Consider the following 16803-nt stretch of genomic DNA (forward strand, 5'->3'; position numbering starts at 1 on the left):
GGTAAACGTCAATGGAATACGCGCCGCGGCCCCCAAGGGGCTGCTCGCCTGGCTAACGGTCACCGAGGCCGACATCATCTGCCTGCAGGAGACCCGAGCGACCGACGAGCAAACCCGTAGCGTGCTGGCTCCCGCCCTGGATGCGGGCTGGTTCCTGTCCCATGCCGAACCGGGGATCAAGGGCCGCGCCGGGGTGGCCATCCTGTCCCGCCGCGAACCCGACGCCGTCCGCATCGGCGTCGGCGCCTTCGAAGGCGAAACCTGGACTCCCGTAGCCGAATTCGCCGAACTCGGCCGCTACATCGAAGCCGACTTCGACGACCTCACCGCAGCCTCGGTCTACGTCCACACCGGCGAAGCCGACACCCCCATGCAAGACGAGAAGTACCGCTTCCTCGACGCCGTCGGCGCCCGCATGACGAGTATCGACCGCGATTTCGTGATCTCCGGTGACTGGAATATCGGCCACACCGAACTCGACATCAAGAACTGGAAGGGCAACGTCAAGAACTCCGGCTTCCTCCCCCAAGAGCGCGCCTGGGTCTCCTCAATGCTCGCCGCCGGCTACGTCGATGTGGTCCGCGAGTTGAACCCCGGTGTCCCCGGCCCCTACAGCTGGCACTCCTACCGCGGCCGCGCCTTCGACAACGACGCGGGATGGCGCATCGACTACCAGCTGGCCCGAGGCGATATCGCCGGTCGCGCAAAGCAAGCCGTGGTCGAAAAGGCCGCCACCTACGCCGAGCGCTGGTCCGACCACGCCCCGGTCACGGTGCAGTACCGCTAACCGTCCCCGCTGCACGCGTCACGCACGATCATGTTGTGGCCCTGCTATTTCGGCGCTTGCAGTGGGAGAAGTCCCCGGGTGCGGGTTCAACGCGTCGGCAAGTTCCGTCGATGACAGTCCGAGCCGCCAGGGGTACCTCTTCGCAGGGGTGACAGTGTGCAGCTCCGCGAACACGGTGACGCGATCCGAATTCCCGCCGATATGACCAAGATCGGGGGTGATCACGCGGGCCGCGTCGACACGCCGGACCACGGTGTAGAGCGTCTGCATATGCGATCCATCGGTGTTGCCGAGTACCACGATCTCGGCAACCCTCAGGCCCAGTTCCTGAGCGCGCTGACGGGCGTAGAACCTTGCCCAGTCGAGATCGGCTTTGCTCGTCAGCACATCGCGGTTGATGAAGATGACTGCCCTGTCTCGTCCTTCGCTGTCGCTCACGTCGGCCCCTGTCCGTCGGTGGTGAGGCGATCCGGGGATCACCCCCGCGAGCGCCTACATCGACGCTACGAAGGGACTGTCGGCCCAGGCTATTGGTTTGCAGAGACTTGCAGGAACCTGTTGGTTCAGCCTCGGAGCCTGCGCTCTTGGGGGACCATGGAGATGCCGTACTGCACGGTACTGCACACTCGTTGGCGAGGATCGAGATCATGACTTTGCGTTTTCTCGGCAAGATTGGCTCGAACAAGGATGAGGGCCCGCAGCTCTTCGCTGCGGACAACGGCTACGTGTTGGTTGCTTGGAAGACCGATCAGACTGAAATCGTGGAGATACCACACGCTTTGCTGGGGTTTCTCGAAAAGAACACCTATCTGGACGCACCCCTGACCGATACCGGCCGGGGTACGTTCACGCTCACCGGCAAACCGGTGAGCGACCAGGAAACGTTGTCTCAGATCAAGATTGAGCCGTACGAGACGGCTATCGAGGTGCCTAAGGCGGAGAGGGACTACTTCGGTGGACTTCCGTCCCACGATTGAGCTGCTTCGGGAGGCGCGTCACGATGCGTTCCACCTCGAGGTACGTGACCAATACGGCGTACCAGGCGAGGACGAGCCGTTTCAGCGGTTCGTGAACGGCGAGCTGTTCGACTACCGGGAGTGGTTCCAGGACTGGTATCAGTTCGTCCAAACCCTCACCGGCAGAGGCGTATCCGTCAGCCGTCTGCGGGTGATCACCGTGCCTCACAGCGAGTATCAACGGTGGTCGCTCACTATCGCTCCGATGAACGTGGAGGCGGGGGAAGATGTGCGTTACCTCCCCCGGCACGAGGCGGGACAGGTACCGCCGGATGATTTCTGGGTGATCGATAACCGGGTGGTTGTGTTCAGCCTTGCGGGCGAGGACGGACGCTCACCCGGTGGGGCGGCAGTCAGTACCGACCCTGAGTTGGTGGCCTACTGCCAGCGAACCAGAGAGCGCCTCTGGGCGCTGGCTACACCACTGTCTGACTACGCACGGTGACCAGTTCGGTTCAGGAGCAGCGAGAGGCTCTCGGTAAGCGACTTCGTGAGATACGTCGAAGGGCGGGAATCACCGGCCGGGAACTTGCTCGTGCCAAGGGCTGGCATGAGTCCAAGATTTCCAAGCTCGAGTACGGAGTCACCCGTCCATCCGACTCGGATATCCGCGCGTACTGCCGACACTGTGATGCCGGAGACCAGTTGGTCGACCTGTTGGCGACCCTCCACAACATCGACACGGCATATGTGGAGTGGAGGCAAGAGCTACGTACCGGGATGGCGCAACGACAACGGCAGTCGAACAAAGCGGCCTCCCACGCGTCGCTCGTACGCAACTGGGAACCGGCAATGATCTCGGGACTACTTCAAACAGCTGACTACGCAGCCGCGGTGATGTCCAATGTGATTGATTTCTACCGGATTCCGAATGATCTGGATGAGGCGGTCACCGCACGGATGGAACGGCAGCGCATTCTGTATCAGCGTGGCAAGCGGTTTCATTTCCTTTTGGGCGAGCAAGCGCTGTACACGACGTTCGGTGACGACCGGGTGATGATCGGCCAACTCGACAGGCTGTACTCGATTCTCGGCATGCCGCGAATAACCCTGGGCATCGTTCCCCGTGCGGCCAAGGGCTTGGTCGTAGTCGAGAACTTCTTCATGTTCGACGATCGCTTGGTGAAGGTCGAGGGTCATTCGGCGGGTATTCGAATCACCCAGCCGAGAGAGATCGCCCTCTACGGTCGGGCGTTCGACGTACTGGCTTCCCAGTCCGTCACCGGAGACCGAGCCCGGTTGCTGATCCGTACCGCGGTGGAGTCCAGGAATAACAGCTGAGCGCTCAGCCGTCAGCCCGTACCACTTTCCTCGACTTGATCCGACTGGTTAGGGATGATCTATCGGCCGTCCGCCTGGTCGGTGACGTAGATTCGTGAGTCATGATTGATAGCCGCGCTGCCAGCAGGGTGAGTACCGGGGTGCAGGACCGGTGAACGTCTCCAAGAGAACCCGCGCTTGGCTGGTCCTAGGTGGGGCGCTGGTCCTGGTGTTGGCCGCGATACTGCTCTCGCGCGGCGGTGGCACCACCACCAACTCGAATCAGACCGTTGCCTCGACCGTGGCCGGAAAGACCACTACCGCGGTCAAACCCGGGCCGCGCACTACCGTGCCGGGGGCGGTGGATCAGCAGGTCACCCCGGCGCCCGGGGTGCCGGATCGGGCGTATAAGACGCTGGGGGAGATTGATGCCGGGCGGTGGCCGGGGTCGGCTAATGCGCCTGGGACGCACGGTGGGGATACCTGGATGAATCGGGGTGGGGATCTGCCCGCGAAGGATTCCAGTGGGAAGAAGATCAGCTATCAGGAGTGGGATGTCAATCCCAAGAAGGCCGGGCAGGGGCGGGATGCCGAGCGGATTATCACCGGCAGTGATGGGTCGGCGTATTACACCGGGGATCACTACAACACCTTTACGAGGATGCGCTGATGACCGAGGCCATGACGCTCTCGCAGTTCCTCTCCGTCGCAAGTGTTTCCGGGACCACAGGGTCCTCTCGTGAGTCCGCCCGGCCCGCCGCGACACCGGTGCTGGGGGTACTCCCGGTCGGTGCGGCCGAATTCTCCGGGGTGCGTGCGCGATTGCCCGCCGACTACCTCTCCCGTGAACTCCGCGCTCGCAAAATGCGTACGGTCGCCGAGGTTTTCGACGAGTTCGCCGCCGCCTTCCAATTCCCCTACTACTTCGGCGAGAACAAGGACGCCTTCGACGAATGCCTGCGCGACCTCGACGATTTCGTCGGCCCCGCCGGCGGCTATGTCGCGGTCATCCGCAATGCCGCGCTGCTGCTGGCCGATCAACCCGCCGAGCGGGACTGGTTCGCCGAGGCCGTAACCGATTGCGCCGCACACTGGTCCGCCCGCGGCGTGGCCTTCCGCGTGGTGCTCCAGGACGCCGCCCCGGCCGGTCTGGACGCGGTGCCGTTGATCTGGTCCGGGCCCGCTGCCGACTGACCTCAGGTTCGAGTCGCCCCCGGCGAATTCGCCGGGGGCACCGTGCGTTTCGGGCTAGGGACGCAGGCGCGCCGCGAGATCCTCGCCGAGCAGCACGAACACGTCGGTGGTGTGATCGATCAGTTCGGCGCGGGTGAGGGCCAGATCGCCCTGCAACCAGGCGGTGAGGGTTTGTACCAGGCCGCCCACCAGATATGTTGCGCGAAAGCTTATTTCGGGGGTGGGGTCGACTTCGGTGAGGCCGTAGAAGTCGATGCCCTCCGCCGCGACCAGGTGCGCGAACGCCCGGGTGGTGTGCACCGTGCGGGTGCGCAATTCGGGGGTGGCGGAGCTGACGATCAAGGCCACGTGAGCTTTTCGCGGGTCGTCGGTGAGGAGTTCGATACCCGCGGAGATGGCGGCGTGCGCCTTGGCGCGCGGGGTGTCGTGCGAGGTGTGGACGGCGGTGATGAGCGCGGCGGCCAACTCCTCGGCTATGGAGTCGAACAGCGCCGAGAGCACGGCGTCACGGCTGTCGAAGTTCTCGTAGTAGTAGCGCTCGTTGAGGCCCGCGCCCGCGCACAGCGCCGAGACGGTGAGCTTGTCCAGGCCCTGATTGCCGAGGATGTCGAGGGCGGCGTCGAGCAGGGCGGTGCGGCGCTGGGTGCGGCGTTCGGCCGCCGAGATTCCGCCGTAGGTCCGTTGCCCGGTCACGGGTTGATTCTGGCACGGCCGCAATTCTGGTGGTAGGTCTTGCCAGAATTGAGATTCTGGAGGACTCTATTTCCAGATGACGTGGCGCGTGCCACACCGCCCCAGGAGGCAACGATGCCTGCACAGTCCGGTTACTTCTCCGACGATTCGATGATCAGACGGGTCATGCGCAAGCGCGCGGTGGGACTCACCTACGGGCAACGCGCCCTGGTGATCGGGGCCGTCCACCCGCTGCTCTACGTCGGCACCGCGGAGAACACCCAGCATCGCACCACCCCGTACACGCGACTCGCCTTGACCGGCAAGCTCTTCGAGGCCGTCTCGCTCGGCACCCGCGAGGAGGCCGACCGCGCGCGCAAGTTCACCGCCAAGCGGCACGCACCGGTCCGGGGCGCACTTCCCGAGGACGCGGGCGCCCACAATCCGCGGGGCACCCGCTACTCCGCGCACGATCCGCAGCTGATGTTCATGACCATGGCCTTCACCTTCGACTCCGCCGAGGTCATGCACGATCTGCTGGTCCGCGAACTCACCCCCGGTGAGCGCGAGGGCCTCTACCAGGACTATTGCCGCTGGGGTGAACTCTTCGGCATGCCGCGCGAGGCCGCGCCCGCCGATTACGCGGGCTTCCGCCGCACCTTCGACGGCTACCTCGCCTCCGATGAGCCCTTCCTGACCGAGGAAGCCAAACTGGTCGGCTCCTATCTGATGGGTCAGCGCATCGCCTACCCCATGCCCGTGCCGGTGCAACAGGCGCTCGGCGGCTTCAACCTGCTCGTACAGAGCAGCCTCCCGCCGCGCATCCGCGAAATGTACGGCCTGAAATGGGGCCTGCGCGAAGAGCTCGCCTGCCGCGGCCTGGCCCAGGCCGTCCGAACCGCACATATCTCGCCACCGCTCGCCCCGAAACTGCTGCGCGGTTCGCTGACCGGACCCAGTTATCCGCTCTACCGGCTCGCCACCCGCCGCGAACAGCGACTGATCGCCGCCGGACGCTCCAGCATGCCCGGCGTCGACCCGCTCCCGTACGCGGCGCGGGTGGGCTGACCCAGGCAAATAAACGCTCGCGCGGCGTGGGAAGATCGGATCATGTCGAGCCCTGAGCCCACCGCCGAGCGCAAGCAGCGGGTCCTGTCCGGGATCCAGCCGACCAGCGATTCGTTCCATCTCGGGAACTACCTTGGCGCGGTGCAGTATTGGGTGGGGTTGCAGGAAGACTACGACGCCTTCTACTTCATCCCGGACCTGCACGCCATCACCGTGCCGCAGGATCCCAAGGAACTGCGCAAGCGCACCAAGGTGTCCGCGGCGCAGTTGCTGGCGGTCGGCGTCGACCCCAAGAAGTCGACCCTGTTCGTGCAGAGCCAGGTGCCCGAGCATGCCGAGCTGACCTGGGTACTGAGCTGCCTCACCGGTTTCGGCGAGGCCAGCCGAATGACCCAGTTCAAGGACAAGTCGGTCAAGCAGGGCGCGGAGAACGCGACCGTCGGCCTGTTCACCTACCCGGTGCTCATGGCCGCGGACATCCTGCTCTACCGCCCGCAGCTGGTACCGGTCGGGGAGGATCAGCGCCAGCATATGGAGCTGACCCGAAACCTGGCGCAGCGCTTCAACACTCGCTACAAGAAGACCTTCGTGGTGCCCGAGGCGCATATCGTCACCGGCACCGCCAAGATCTACGATCTGCAGGATCCGACCTCGAAGATGAGCAAATCCGCCTCCTCGGACGCGGGCATCCTCAATCTGCTGGACGATCCCAAGGTCTCGGCCAAGAAGATCCGCTCCGCGGTCACCGATACCGAACGCGATATCCGCTACGACCCGGAGGCCAAGCCGGGCGTCAGCAATCTGCTGGTCATCCTCAGCTCCCTCACCCAGACCCCGATCGTCACCCTGGAACAGGATTATGCGGGCAAGGGCTACGGCGATCTGAAGTCCGATACCGCCGACGCCCTGGTCGAATTCGTGACGCCGTTGCGCGCCAAGGTCGATGAATACCTGTCGGACCAGGGTGAACTGGACCGCATCCTGGCCGCCGGCGCCGAACGGGCCCGCGAGGTCGCGAGCCAGACCCTCGCCCAGGTCTACGACCGCGTCGGATTCCTGCCGCGCCCGCGCTGACCGAGACTGTGGCGAAGGTCGCGATTCGGCCGACGCGCAGCGCAATTCCCCCGCGCGCACGCCGGGGGATGCGAGAGTGAATGCCTGACCAGGGCGAACATGTTTACTTCCGGATGCGCGAGGTAGTTCGCCGGTAGAAGTTACGCGCGGGTGCGATACCGGACGGCAAACCGCCTCCGGCCCCGCACCGCGCGCCGGGCGTTGCGGAGGTGGCGGTGTTCGGCAGGATCCAAGCGTGGATCGAGCGGGAGATCCAGAAACGGCACTGGCTCGACCATGTGGTGCGAGCCGCGGGGCGCTATCAGCGCCAGCGCGGCGACTACTACGCGGCGGGTATCACGTACTTCACCGTGCTGTCGCTGTTCCCGCTGCTGATGGTGGGTTTCGCGGTCGCGGGCTTCGTACTGTCGCGAAATCCGCAGCTGCTCACCGAGATTCAGGACAAGATCGTCGAGAACATTCCGGGCTCGGCGGGTAATCAGGTGAACGACCTGATCAACCAGGCGGTGCGCTCGCGCACCGGGGTCGGCTTGATCGGTCTGGCGGCGGGCGCGTACGCCGGACTCGGCTGGATCGGAAACCTGCGGGCCGCGCTCACCGAACAGTGGGATCAGCCGTATCAGGCGGGCAATTGGGCCACGTCCAAGCTCTCGGATCTGCTCGCATTGATCGGCCTGTTCCTGGCCATCGGCATCTCGCTGGGGCTGTCGGTGCTGGCCTCCAGCGGATTGATCAGCAAACTGCTGGCCCACTGGCAGATCAGCGAATCCTCGGTCATCACACTGCTGTTGACGCTGCTGTCGCTGCTGCTGGCCATCGGCGCCAACTGGGCGGTCTTCGTCTGGATCATCGCGCGCATGCCCCGGCATCCGGTCACCTTCCGCAGCGCGGCCCGGGCGGCCCTGATCGCCGCGATCGTCTTCGAGGCGTTCAAACAGCTCGCCTCGATCATCCTGCGATCGGTGGTGAACGGACCGGCCGGTGTCACCTTCGGCCCGATCATCGGCCTCATGGTGTTCAGCTACTTCACCGCGCGCATCATTCTCTTCGCCACCGCCTGGGCCGCCACCGCCACCGAAAACGAGGTGCCGGCGGATATTCCGCCACCGGCACCGGCCATTATCGAACCCCGGGGCGCGGGCCCGGGCGTCACGGCCGGCGCGGCGGCGGCCCTGGTGGGTGCGGGTGCGCTTGCCGGAGCGGCGATTTCGGCGCTGCGCCGACGCTGAACACCCGGACCGCTCAGCGCCTGGGACGGTTCATTCGACGCGCGCCCGCCAACAGCACCAGCACCAGCATGATGCCGCCGACGATCAGGGTATTACGCAGTCCGCGATGGTCGGAGCCGGAATCATCGGACGCCTCGGTGGATGCCACCACCGGCGGACTCGCCACCACCACGGTCGAATCCACCGATTTGGCGCTCACCTCCGGCAGCGTGCCGACGCTCGAACCCGACGGCAGCGCGAAGGCGTAATCCAGGAGTTTCGCCGCCTGCTCCCAGGGGCGGAACGGCAGCACATCGGCCTTCAACAGGGTCACCGCCAGCCGATGGCCATTGCGCTCGGCACCGGCTACGAAGGTCTGCCGGGCATCGTCGGTGTAACCGGTCTTACCGCCCAGCGCACCGTCGTACTCGAACAGCAGGTGATTGTCGTTGCCGATCGGATAGCCCGGATGGTCCTTGTCCTCGGTGTTCTTCGGATCGGCGGGATAGCCCGGGAAATCCACCTGTTCGGTGTGGATCAACTCCGCGAACAGCGGCAGCGTCATGGCATCGCGGAACAGCACCGACAGGTCGTACGCCGAGGTGCTCATCCCCGGACCGTCCAGCCCCGACGGCGTCGCCGCGCGAGTATCCAAGGCGCGCAACCGGTATGCCATATCGTTCATCTTGGCCACGGTCTGCTCGTCACCGCCCAGCTGCGCCGAAATGGCATGCGCCGCATCATTTCCCGACGCCATAATGAGGGCCTGGAACAGCTGCCGATTGGTGTAGCGCCCACCCGGGCCGATACCGACCCGGGTGCCGTCGGCGTTCGCGTCCTCCTGGGTGCCGGTCACCACCTTGTTCAGATCCAGGACCCGCAGGGCCACATCGGCCAGCAGCACCTTGATGGTGGAGGCGGGCCGATACCGGCCGTGCGGATCCTTGGCGGCGAGCACCTTGCCGGTATCCAGATCCGACACCACCCAGCCCGTCGCCGAAATACCCTCCGGCAGACCGGGTGCGCCCGCGGGCAACACCACCCCGCAACTGCCCATCCGGTCCCCGCCGATCGGCGGATTCGGAATCGGCAGCGGTGCGGGTGCGCTCTCACCCGGTGCGGGCACCTCGGAGGTGTCGATCGGGGCCGGGGGAGTGGTCTTGTTCGGGCAATTGTCGGTATTGGGCGTGGTGAACGGCGTTGTCGTGGTGGTGGTCGGCGGTAGCGCCACGGCATCGGGTAGTGGGGCGTACGACACCCCCGTCACCGCGGTGAGCCCGGCCGCCGCGACGGCGAGAACGAAGACGCGATACCGGCGATACCCGGCGGAACTGGGGTTATGGCGCGAATGCCTGCGGATGTTCATCGCCACCGAGCTTAAAGGCGCAACCGGGCCAACCGTCGGACATGGTCACCGGTCCGCCGCGGCACGACAATGACATGACAAGTATTGACAGAGACTTGCTAATAAGAGACTCTCTCATTATCTAGTTGAATTCAACTGATTGGAACTGTCATGAACGAATCAGGAGTGCGCCGCTGGCTGGCCCTGGGCGCGCTGGCGATCGCCATGCTGACCATCGGCCTCGATGTCACCGTGCTGACCGTCGCGCTGCCCACCCTCGCCGTCGACCTGCATGCCGACACCGGGGCGTTGCAGTGGTTCAGCAGCGCCTACACCCTCGCCCTCGCCGCCGTCATGCTCCCGGCGGGCGCGCTCGGCGACCGCTACGGACGCAAGAAGATCCTGCTCGCCGCGCTGGTGGTCTTCGGCGCGGCCTCGCTCGCCTGCGCCTTCGCGGCGTCGTCGGGACAGCTCATCGCGGCCCGCGTGGTACTCGGCGTCGCCGCCGCGGCCATGATGCCGCTGTCCATGTCGGTACTGCCCGGACTCTTCCCCGAACCGGCGGAACGGCAACGCGCGCTGACCATTTGGATCACCTCCACCGCCATCGGACTGCCGCTGGGCCCCATCCTCGGCGGCTGGCTGCTGCGGGATTTCTGGTGGGGATCGGTCTTCCTGATCAATGTCCCGATGGTCGTCATCGGCGCGGTCGCCGTCGCCGTGCTCGTCCCGGAATCCCGCAGCGGCAGCGTCTTTCGCATCGACCTGCCCGGAATCGTGCTGTCGGCGACCGGAATGCTCGGCCTCACCTACGGTTTCATCCGGCTCGGCCAGGACGGCTGGGGCAATGGGCTGGGGTGGACCGCGGTCACGGCCGGAGTGGCCCTGCTCGGGCTGTTCATCGGCTGGCAGCGCCGCGCCGCACATCCGCTGGTGGATCTCGAACTCTTCAGCGCACCCGGATTCCGTTGGGGCACCGTCTATATGGTCATCATCAACTTCGCCATGTTCGGCCTGTTCTTCACCATGCCGCAGTATTTCCAATCGGTCCTGGGCGCCGACACCCTCGGCAGCGGACTGCGCCTGCTCCCGCTCATCGGCGGACTCCTGGTCGGTAGCCGCACCGTGGACAAACTGCTCCCGAAGTTCGGCCTGCGCGTCGTGCTGACCCTCGGATTCGGTTTCCTCACAGCCGGACTCGGCATGGCCGCACTCATCACCATGGACGCGTCCTACGGCTTCGCGGCCGCCGCGCTGGCGCTGGTCGGCATCGGGATGGGCTTCATCATGCCCGCCTCCATGGGCCTGGCCATGAGCGATCTCAGCGCCGACCGCGCGGGCTCGGGCTCGGCACTGCTCCAGGCGCTACGGCAGGCCGCGGGCACCATCGGCGTCGCCATCCTCGGCACCGTGCTCGCCACGCAGTACCGATCCAGCCTCGGCGACCTCAACCACGAACCCGTCTCCGACGGCGTCAATGCCGGGGTCGGCGTGGCCCGCGCGACGGGCGCGCCCGGCATGCTCGAGCATGTGCAGACCGCCTTCCTGGACGGAATGAGCGTCATGATGTGGGTCTGCGCGGGCATCACCCTCGCGGCCACCGTCATGGCCGTACTCCTGACCCGATCGCGACCGGCCGCGCCGGAGTCCGAGCTCGATGGGGCACAATCGGTTCATGTCGGCTGAGTCCTCCCACGCAGTGATTTCCGGGGAGCCCGCCGGTCGGCCCCGGCCGACCCTGCGGGAACGGAAGAAGGAACGCACTCGGCGCACCATTCGCACCGAGGCGTTCCGCCTTTTCCGGGAACAGGGCTACACCGAGACCACCGTCGAGCAGATCGCCGAGGCCGCCGATATCTCGCCGAGCACCTTCTTCCGGTATTTCCCCTCCAAAGAGGAGGTGGTGCTCGCCGACGACCTTGATCCGGTAATGATCCAGGCCATCGACCGCCAGCCCAAGGGCAAGCCGGTCCTGGCCGCCATTCGCGATGCCACCGTCGACGCCTTCGCCGAAATCGACCCCGAGATCATGGAATTCGAGAAGGAGCGGGTCGCGCTGGTCTACTCGGTCCCGGAGTTGCGCGGTGCGGTGGCCCGCGAATTCGAGCGCAATATCAAACTCATGTCCGGCATCGTGGCGCACCGATTGGACCGCGACGAGAGCGATTTCGAGGTGCTGACGCTGGTCGGGGCGCTCACCGGGGCCATGTACGCCCTGATCGGGCGCGAGCCGTTCAGTCAGGAGCAGATCGTGCGGGTGATCGATTTCCTGGAATCGGGTATGCCGATCTAGACGGGTTGTCCGGTCAGCTCCGCCACCACCTCGTCATCCACGGTGGTGAAGAAACCGCCCACCACATCCTCGATCTCGGCGATCGACTCCGCGCAGTACAGGATCGGCTGATAGTGCGTGATGTCGTAGACGGCGGTGCCCATTTCGCGAATATCCAAGGGCCGCAACGTCGCCTCGCGGAATTCCTCGATCTCCCCGAACGAGGAGAGCAGACCCGCGCCGTAACAACGGATTTCACCGTGTTCACGGACGACGCCGAATTCCATCGAGAACCAGAACACATCGGCCAGGAATTTCAAGGCCCGATCGGTGGTGAGCCGATTCACCGCCGCGCCGACCGTTTCGTATATGGCGGCGAAGCGCGGACTCGCCAATTGATTGGCGTGGCCCAGGATTTCGTGCACCGCATCGGGTTCCGGGGTGTACAGCGGGGCCGAATGATGGCGAATGTACTGGGTGGAGTGGAAGATCCGCTCGGAGAAGGAACCGAAGAACTCGCGCAGCGGCACCAACCCGGCGGCGGGTGCGTATCGGAATCCGGTGCGCGGGAACAGCTTCGAGGTAACCTCGTCGAGCTGTGGAATGTGATCGCCCGGCAGGCCCAGTCGCTCGGCCGCCTCGATGACCTCCCGGCTCGCATACCGCTCCCGCTTACGGGCCAGCTCGGCCGAGACGATCCGCCACACCCCCTGCTCCTCTTCGGTGTAGTCGATCTGCGGTACCGGCCCACCCGGCCGGTAATCCAGCGCCAGAGCGGCAATCGCATTGCGGCGAGTCCGATACTCCGGATCGTGCACGCCGGGATGCTCGTCACTCAGGTGCACCATCACATCACCGTCGGCACCCTGGGTGACCGGCGAGTACAGCTGAGCCTCGGTGAACATACCTCGATGCAATCACCGCGCTGTGATCCTTACAACAAACACCCGTTCAGCTGAGCAGATTGCACAGCTGAGGCCGCCTCCATTGCAGTGGAGGCGGCCTCGGTCGGTAGTTTTGCCAGTCTTCCTGATTAGCGCGGGGCGTTGGCCGGATCGACCAGGGTCGGGGTGCGGCCCTCGCGGTTGGCCCGGCGGGCATCCTCGATGAACTCGCGGCTGAAGAGCGCCGACAGAATCGCGATTCCGCCGCGGTGGATGCGGAATTCACCGCTCTTGACGGTGCCGGTCAGCCGGATCACGCGGCCCGCCGCGCCGGCCTGCCGGGTGAGGTCTTTGACCCGGCCGCGACCGGTCCACTCCAGTTCGGACTGATCGATGACCGCATCGTCCGGAACCAGCAGCTTGACCATGGCGTGGTCCAGATCGGCGTGCACCACGATCTCGTCCTCGCCCTCGATGAGCGGCGAGCGCAGATCCATGACGACGCTGCCGTAGCGGGCCTTGACCTCGAAATGTTTCTCGGCGGTCCAATCGCCCAGGCGCTTGGTGGTGCCGTGATCGGTGTGGATCTGGGTGGTGGTGTTCATGGTCGTGCCTTTCGGTTCCGGTGGAGCGGGTTGGGTTCGCCTGCTCCACGATAGTGTCACAGGAACTAGTTGCGTGGAAACTAGTTCACTAAAATCTAGTGGTCCGGCACCCAGTAGGATGAGGGCATGACAGCATCGCCGCAGTTCAAACGCTCGCCCCTGGCGCTGGCGCTGCTCGGCATCCTGCATATGGAGCCGATGCACCCCTATGCCATCCAGCGCCGCATCAAGGACTGGGGCAAGGACAAGGTGGTGAATGTGGGCCAGCGGGCCGGGCTGTACAAGACCATCGCGCGCTTGCAGGACGCCGGACTGGTGGCGGTGCGCGAGACCGGACGCGATCAGCAGTACCCGGAGCGCACCGTCTACGAGATCACCGATGCGGGCCGCGCCGCCTTCCACGCCTGGCTCACCGATATGGTCGCGCAGCCGCGCAACGAATTCCCCGAATTCCCCGCCGCCCTGTCGTTTCTGATGCTCCTCGGGCCGGACCAGGCGAAGATCGAACTCGAACGCCGGGCGCGGGCCATCCAGGACCGCATCACCGAAATCGATTCCGACGCAGCGCAATCCGCCCAGATCGGCCTACCCCGAATCGTCACCCTGGAAGACGAATACCAGCGTGCCCTCGCCGAGGCCGAACTCCGTTGGCTGCACAGCATTGTCGCGGACCTCGAGGCGGGAACGCTCACCTGGTCGCGGGAGTCCTTGGCCGCCTTCGCCGCTCCCTGATCCCCGGGCATCAAAAAAAGCCGCCCGCATCGAAAGATGCGGGCGGCCTTCATGATCCGCTTCCGGGGTTTCCGGGGGATACCCCTGCGAGTCCCGAGAGTTGGTTTCCTACCGCGCGAACAGTAGGGCGCGCTTGACTTCCTGGATCGCCTTGGTGACCTCGATGCCACGGGGGCACGCGTCGGTGCAGTTGAAGGTGGTGCGGCAACGCCACACACCCTCGACATCATTGAGGATGTCCAGACGCTCACGCGCGGCCTCGTCACGGCTGTCGAAGATGAAGCGGTGCGCGTTCACGATCGCGGCCGGGCCGAAGTAGCTGCCGTCACTCCAGTACACCGGGCAGGAGGTGGTGCAGCAGGCGCACAGGATGCACTTGGTGGTGTCATCGAAGCGCGCGCGGTCGTGCTGGGACTGGATGCGCTCGCGGGTGGGCTCGTTCCCGGTGGTGATCAGGTACGGCTTCACCGCCTTGAACGCGTCGAAGAACGGTTCCATATCCACGACGAGGTCCTTCTCCACGGGCAGGCCGCGGATCGGTTCGACCGTCATGGTCAGGTCTTTGCCGTTCTTGGGTAGCAAGTCCTTCATGAGGACCTTGCAGGCCAGCCGGTTCACGCCGTTGATGCGCATGGCGTCCGAACCGCAGACGCCGTGTGCGCAGGAGCGACGGAAGGTGAGCGTGCCGTCCAGGTAGGACTTGATGTAGAGCAGCACGTTCAGGAACCGGTCGGTCGGCAGCACCGGGACGCGGAACTCTTCCCAATGGTTACCGAGATCGTTCTCCGGGTTGAAGCGCGCGATCTTGACCGTGATCATGGTCGAGCCGTTGGGCACCGGAGCGGGCTTCTGGGGAGCCGCCTGGTCGAGTGTGGCAGTCATCAGTACTTACGCTCCATCGGCTCGTAACGGGTCTGCACCACCGGCTTGTAGTCGAGACGGATATCGGAGATCAGCTCCGGGCTCGTCTTGTAGGCCATGGTGTGCCGCATGTAGTTGGTGTCGTCGCGGTCCGGGTAGTCCTCGCGGGCGTGGCCGCCGCGCGATTCCTTACGGTTCAGCGCACCCACCACGGTGACCTCGGCCAGCTCCAGCAGGAAGCCGAGCTCGACGGCCTCGAGCAGATCGCTGTTGTAGCGCATGCCCTTGTCCTGCACGGTGATCCGGGTGTAGCGATCCTTGAAGCCGTGGATATCGGTGAGGACCTGCTTGAGGGTGTCCTCGGTGCGGAACACGCCCGCGTTGGCATCCATGGTGGCCTGCAGTTCGCTGCGGATATCGGCCACGCGCTCGTTGCCGTGATCGGACAGGATCAGCGCCAGCCAGTCCTGCACCATCTGCGCCGGGTTCTCCGGCATCTCGACGAACTCGGTGCGCTGGGCGTACTCGGCCGCGGCGATACCGGCGCGACGACCGAACACATTGATGTCCAGCAGCGAGTTGGTGCCCAGGCGGTTCGAGCCGTGCACCGAGACGCAGGCGCACTCACCGGCGGCGTACAGGCCGGGCACCACATCGGTGTTGTTGCGCAGCACCTCACCGCGAATGCGGGTCGGGATGCCGCCCATGACGTAGTGGCAGGTCGGCATGACCGGCACCGGCTCCTTGACCGGGTCCACGCCCAGGTAGGTGCGGGCGAATTCGGTGATGTCGGGGAGCTTCTCCTCGAGCACGTCCTCGCCGAGGTGGGTCACGTCGATGAAGACGTAATCCTTGTTCGGGCCGCCGCCGCGACCCTCGGCCACCTCGAGCACCATCGAACGGGCGACGATGTCACGCGGCGCGAGGTCCTTGATGGTGGGGGCGTAGCGCTCCATGAAACGCTCTCCGGAGGCGTTTCGAAGAATGCCGCCCTCGCCGCGGACCGCCTCGGAGATGAGGATGCCCAGACCCGCGAGGCCCGTCGGATGGAACTGGTGGAACTCCATGTCCTCCAGCGGAAGTCCCTTGCGGAACACGATCGCCATACCGTCACCGGTGAGGGTGTGGGCATTGGAGGTGGTCTTGTACATACGACCCGAACCACCGGTGGCGAAGATGATCGACTTCGCGTGGAAGATGTGCAGCTGACCGGTGGCCAGCTCGTACGCCACCACGCCGGTCGCGACGGAGCCGCGCTCGGTCTCGGTCATGACCAGGTCGAGTACGTAGAACTCGTTGTAGAACTCCACGTCGTGCTTGACGCAGTTCTGGTACAGCGTCTGCAGGATCATGTGACCGGTGCGGTCCGCGGCGTAGCAGGCGCGGCGCACGGGGGCCTTGCCGTGGTCGCGGGTGTGGCCACCGAAGCGGCGCTGGTCGATCTTGCCCTCGGGGGTCCGGTTGAACGGCAGACCCATCTTCTCGAGGTCCATCACCGCGTCGATGGCCTCCTTGGCCATGATCTCCGCGGCGTCCTGGTCGACCAGGTAGTCACCACCCTTGACGGTGTCGAAGGTGTGCCACTCCCAGTTGTCCTCTTCGACATTCGCGAGTGCGGCGCACATGCCGCCCTGCGCCGCGCCGGTGTGGCTGCGGGTCGGGTAGAGCTTGGTCAGGACAGCGGTGCGGACGCGGGGTCCGGACTCGATCGCCGCGCGCATACCCGCGCCACCGGCTCCGACGATGACGACGTCGTAGCGGTGCTCCTGAACAGGTCGAGATTCACCTGTCGCGCTTGTTCGTTCGCTGCGCTCACTCATCGGGG

At 65.3% G+C, this 16803-nt stretch carries 19 protein-coding genes; 12 read left to right on the forward strand and 7 right to left on the reverse strand.

Features of this window, described 5'->3' with window-relative positions:
* The coding region (locus tag NA10_RS00855; RefSeq protein ID WP_067561990.1) for an exodeoxyribonuclease III at window positions 1-787 on the forward strand (787 nt) is incomplete at its 5' end.
* 18 nt (window positions 788-805) lie between these two features.
* Here NA10_RS00855 and NA10_RS00860 read toward each other — a convergent pair.
* The gene (locus NA10_RS00860) at window positions 806-1225 is read right to left on the reverse strand and encodes a hypothetical protein (protein ID WP_067561993.1); all 420 of its coding nucleotides are present in this window, start codon (window positions 1223-1225) and stop codon (window positions 806-808) included.
* Between the two features lie 209 nt (window positions 1226-1434).
* Here NA10_RS00860 and NA10_RS00865 point away from each other — a divergent pair, with 209 nt between their 5' ends.
* From NA10_RS00865 to NA10_RS00885, 5 genes are all read left to right on the forward strand, one after another.
* On the forward strand, window positions 1435-1764 hold the full coding sequence (locus tag NA10_RS00865) for a hypothetical protein (protein WP_067562067.1): 330 nt from the start codon (window positions 1435-1437) through the stop codon (window positions 1762-1764).
* On the forward strand, window positions 1742-2248 hold the full coding sequence (locus NA10_RS00870; protein WP_067561996.1) for a DUF6879 family protein: 507 nt from the start codon (window positions 1742-1744) through the stop codon (window positions 2246-2248). The genes NA10_RS00865 and NA10_RS00870 overlap by 23 nt, the downstream gene beginning before the upstream one ends.
* Window positions 2245-3084 carry a helix-turn-helix domain-containing protein gene (locus NA10_RS00875; protein ID WP_084514188.1) on the forward strand — a complete coding sequence of 280 codons (840 nt, stop codon included), beginning with the start codon at window positions 2245-2247 and terminating at the stop codon, window positions 3082-3084. Before NA10_RS00870 ends, NA10_RS00875 begins: the two co-directional genes overlap by 4 nt.
* A 151-nt stretch (window positions 3085-3235) precedes the next feature.
* Window positions 3236-3733: a guanyl-specific ribonuclease gene (locus tag NA10_RS00880; RefSeq protein WP_067561998.1), complete on the forward strand. Its 498-nt coding sequence runs from the start codon at window positions 3236-3238 to the stop codon at window positions 3731-3733.
* On the forward strand, window positions 3733-4257 hold the full coding sequence (locus tag NA10_RS00885; RefSeq protein ID WP_067562001.1) for a barstar family protein: 525 nt from the start codon (window positions 3733-3735) through the stop codon (window positions 4255-4257). The genes NA10_RS00880 and NA10_RS00885 overlap by 1 nt, the downstream gene beginning before the upstream one ends.
* Before the next feature lie 54 nt (window positions 4258-4311).
* On the opposite strand, the gene NA10_RS00890 is transcribed toward NA10_RS00885, so the two are convergent.
* A complete protein-coding gene (locus NA10_RS00890) occupies window positions 4312-4950 on the reverse strand; it encodes a TetR/AcrR family transcriptional regulator (protein ID WP_067562003.1) in 639 nt (212 codons plus the stop codon).
* A gap of 114 nt (window positions 4951-5064) precedes the next feature.
* On the opposite strand from NA10_RS00890, the gene NA10_RS00895 reads away from it, so the two are divergent.
* The 3 genes from NA10_RS00895 (at window position 5065) to yhjD (ending at window position 8300) form a co-directional block, all read left to right on the forward strand.
* Window positions 5065-5997: an oxygenase MpaB family protein gene (locus tag NA10_RS00895; protein WP_067562006.1), complete on the forward strand. Its 933-nt coding sequence runs from the start codon at window positions 5065-5067 to the stop codon at window positions 5995-5997.
* Between the two features lie 42 nt (window positions 5998-6039).
* Window positions 6040-7071 carry a tryptophan--tRNA ligase gene (gene trpS / locus NA10_RS00900; protein ID WP_067562009.1) on the forward strand — a complete coding sequence of 344 codons (1032 nt, stop codon included), beginning with the start codon at window positions 6040-6042 and terminating at the stop codon, window positions 7069-7071.
* Between the two features lie 209 nt (window positions 7072-7280).
* Complete coding sequence (gene yhjD / locus NA10_RS00905; protein WP_373862320.1) at window positions 7281-8300, forward strand: inner membrane protein YhjD; 1020 nt, start codon at window positions 7281-7283, stop codon at window positions 8298-8300.
* Window positions 8301-8313: 13 nt separating this feature from the next.
* Here yhjD and NA10_RS00910 read toward each other — a convergent pair whose 3' ends face one another.
* Window positions 8314-9645 carry a D-alanyl-D-alanine carboxypeptidase family protein gene (locus NA10_RS00910; protein WP_084514189.1) on the reverse strand — a complete coding sequence of 444 codons (1332 nt, stop codon included), beginning with the start codon at window positions 9643-9645 and terminating at the stop codon, window positions 8314-8316.
* 150 nt (window positions 9646-9795) lie between these two features.
* On the opposite strand from NA10_RS00910, the gene NA10_RS00915 reads away from it, so the two are divergent.
* Entirely contained in the window at window positions 9796-11310 is a 1515-nt protein-coding gene (locus NA10_RS00915) for an MFS transporter (protein WP_067562011.1), read from the forward strand.
* Entirely contained in the window at window positions 11300-11917 is a 618-nt protein-coding gene (locus tag NA10_RS00920) for a TetR family transcriptional regulator (RefSeq protein ID WP_067562014.1), read from the forward strand. Before NA10_RS00915 ends, NA10_RS00920 begins: the two co-directional genes overlap by 11 nt.
* Here the strand turns inward: NA10_RS00920 and NA10_RS00925 are convergent.
* Window positions 11914-12801 (reverse strand): phenylalanine 4-monooxygenase, encoded by an 888-nt coding sequence (locus tag NA10_RS00925; protein ID WP_067562017.1) that lies wholly within the window; start codon window positions 12799-12801, stop codon window positions 11914-11916. The two genes, NA10_RS00920 and NA10_RS00925, sit on opposite strands and share 4 nt — an antisense overlap.
* Before the next feature lie 128 nt (window positions 12802-12929).
* Complete coding sequence (locus NA10_RS00930) at window positions 12930-13385, reverse strand: hypothetical protein (RefSeq protein ID WP_067562019.1); 456 nt, start codon at window positions 13383-13385, stop codon at window positions 12930-12932.
* Between the two features lie 126 nt (window positions 13386-13511).
* On the opposite strand from NA10_RS00930, the gene NA10_RS00935 reads away from it, so the two are divergent.
* Window positions 13512-14117: a PadR family transcriptional regulator gene (locus tag NA10_RS00935; RefSeq protein ID WP_067562022.1), complete on the forward strand. Its 606-nt coding sequence runs from the start codon at window positions 13512-13514 to the stop codon at window positions 14115-14117.
* Window positions 14118-14225: 108 nt separating this feature from the next.
* On the opposite strand, the gene NA10_RS00940 is transcribed toward NA10_RS00935, so the two are convergent.
* Window positions 14226-14999: a succinate dehydrogenase iron-sulfur subunit gene (locus NA10_RS00940; RefSeq protein WP_067562025.1), complete on the reverse strand. Its 774-nt coding sequence runs from the start codon at window positions 14997-14999 to the stop codon at window positions 14226-14228.
* A complete protein-coding gene (gene sdhA / locus NA10_RS00945; protein WP_084514190.1) occupies window positions 14999-16798 on the reverse strand; it encodes a succinate dehydrogenase flavoprotein subunit in 1800 nt (599 codons plus the stop codon). The genes NA10_RS00940 and sdhA overlap by 1 nt, the downstream gene beginning before the upstream one ends.
* Window positions 16799-16803: the final 5 nt, after the last annotated feature.

Origin of the sequence: Nocardia acidivorans NBRC 108247 (assembly GCF_001625085.1) — a bacterium.
GTDB lineage: Bacteria > Actinomycetota > Actinomycetes > Mycobacteriales > Mycobacteriaceae > Nocardia > Nocardia acidivorans.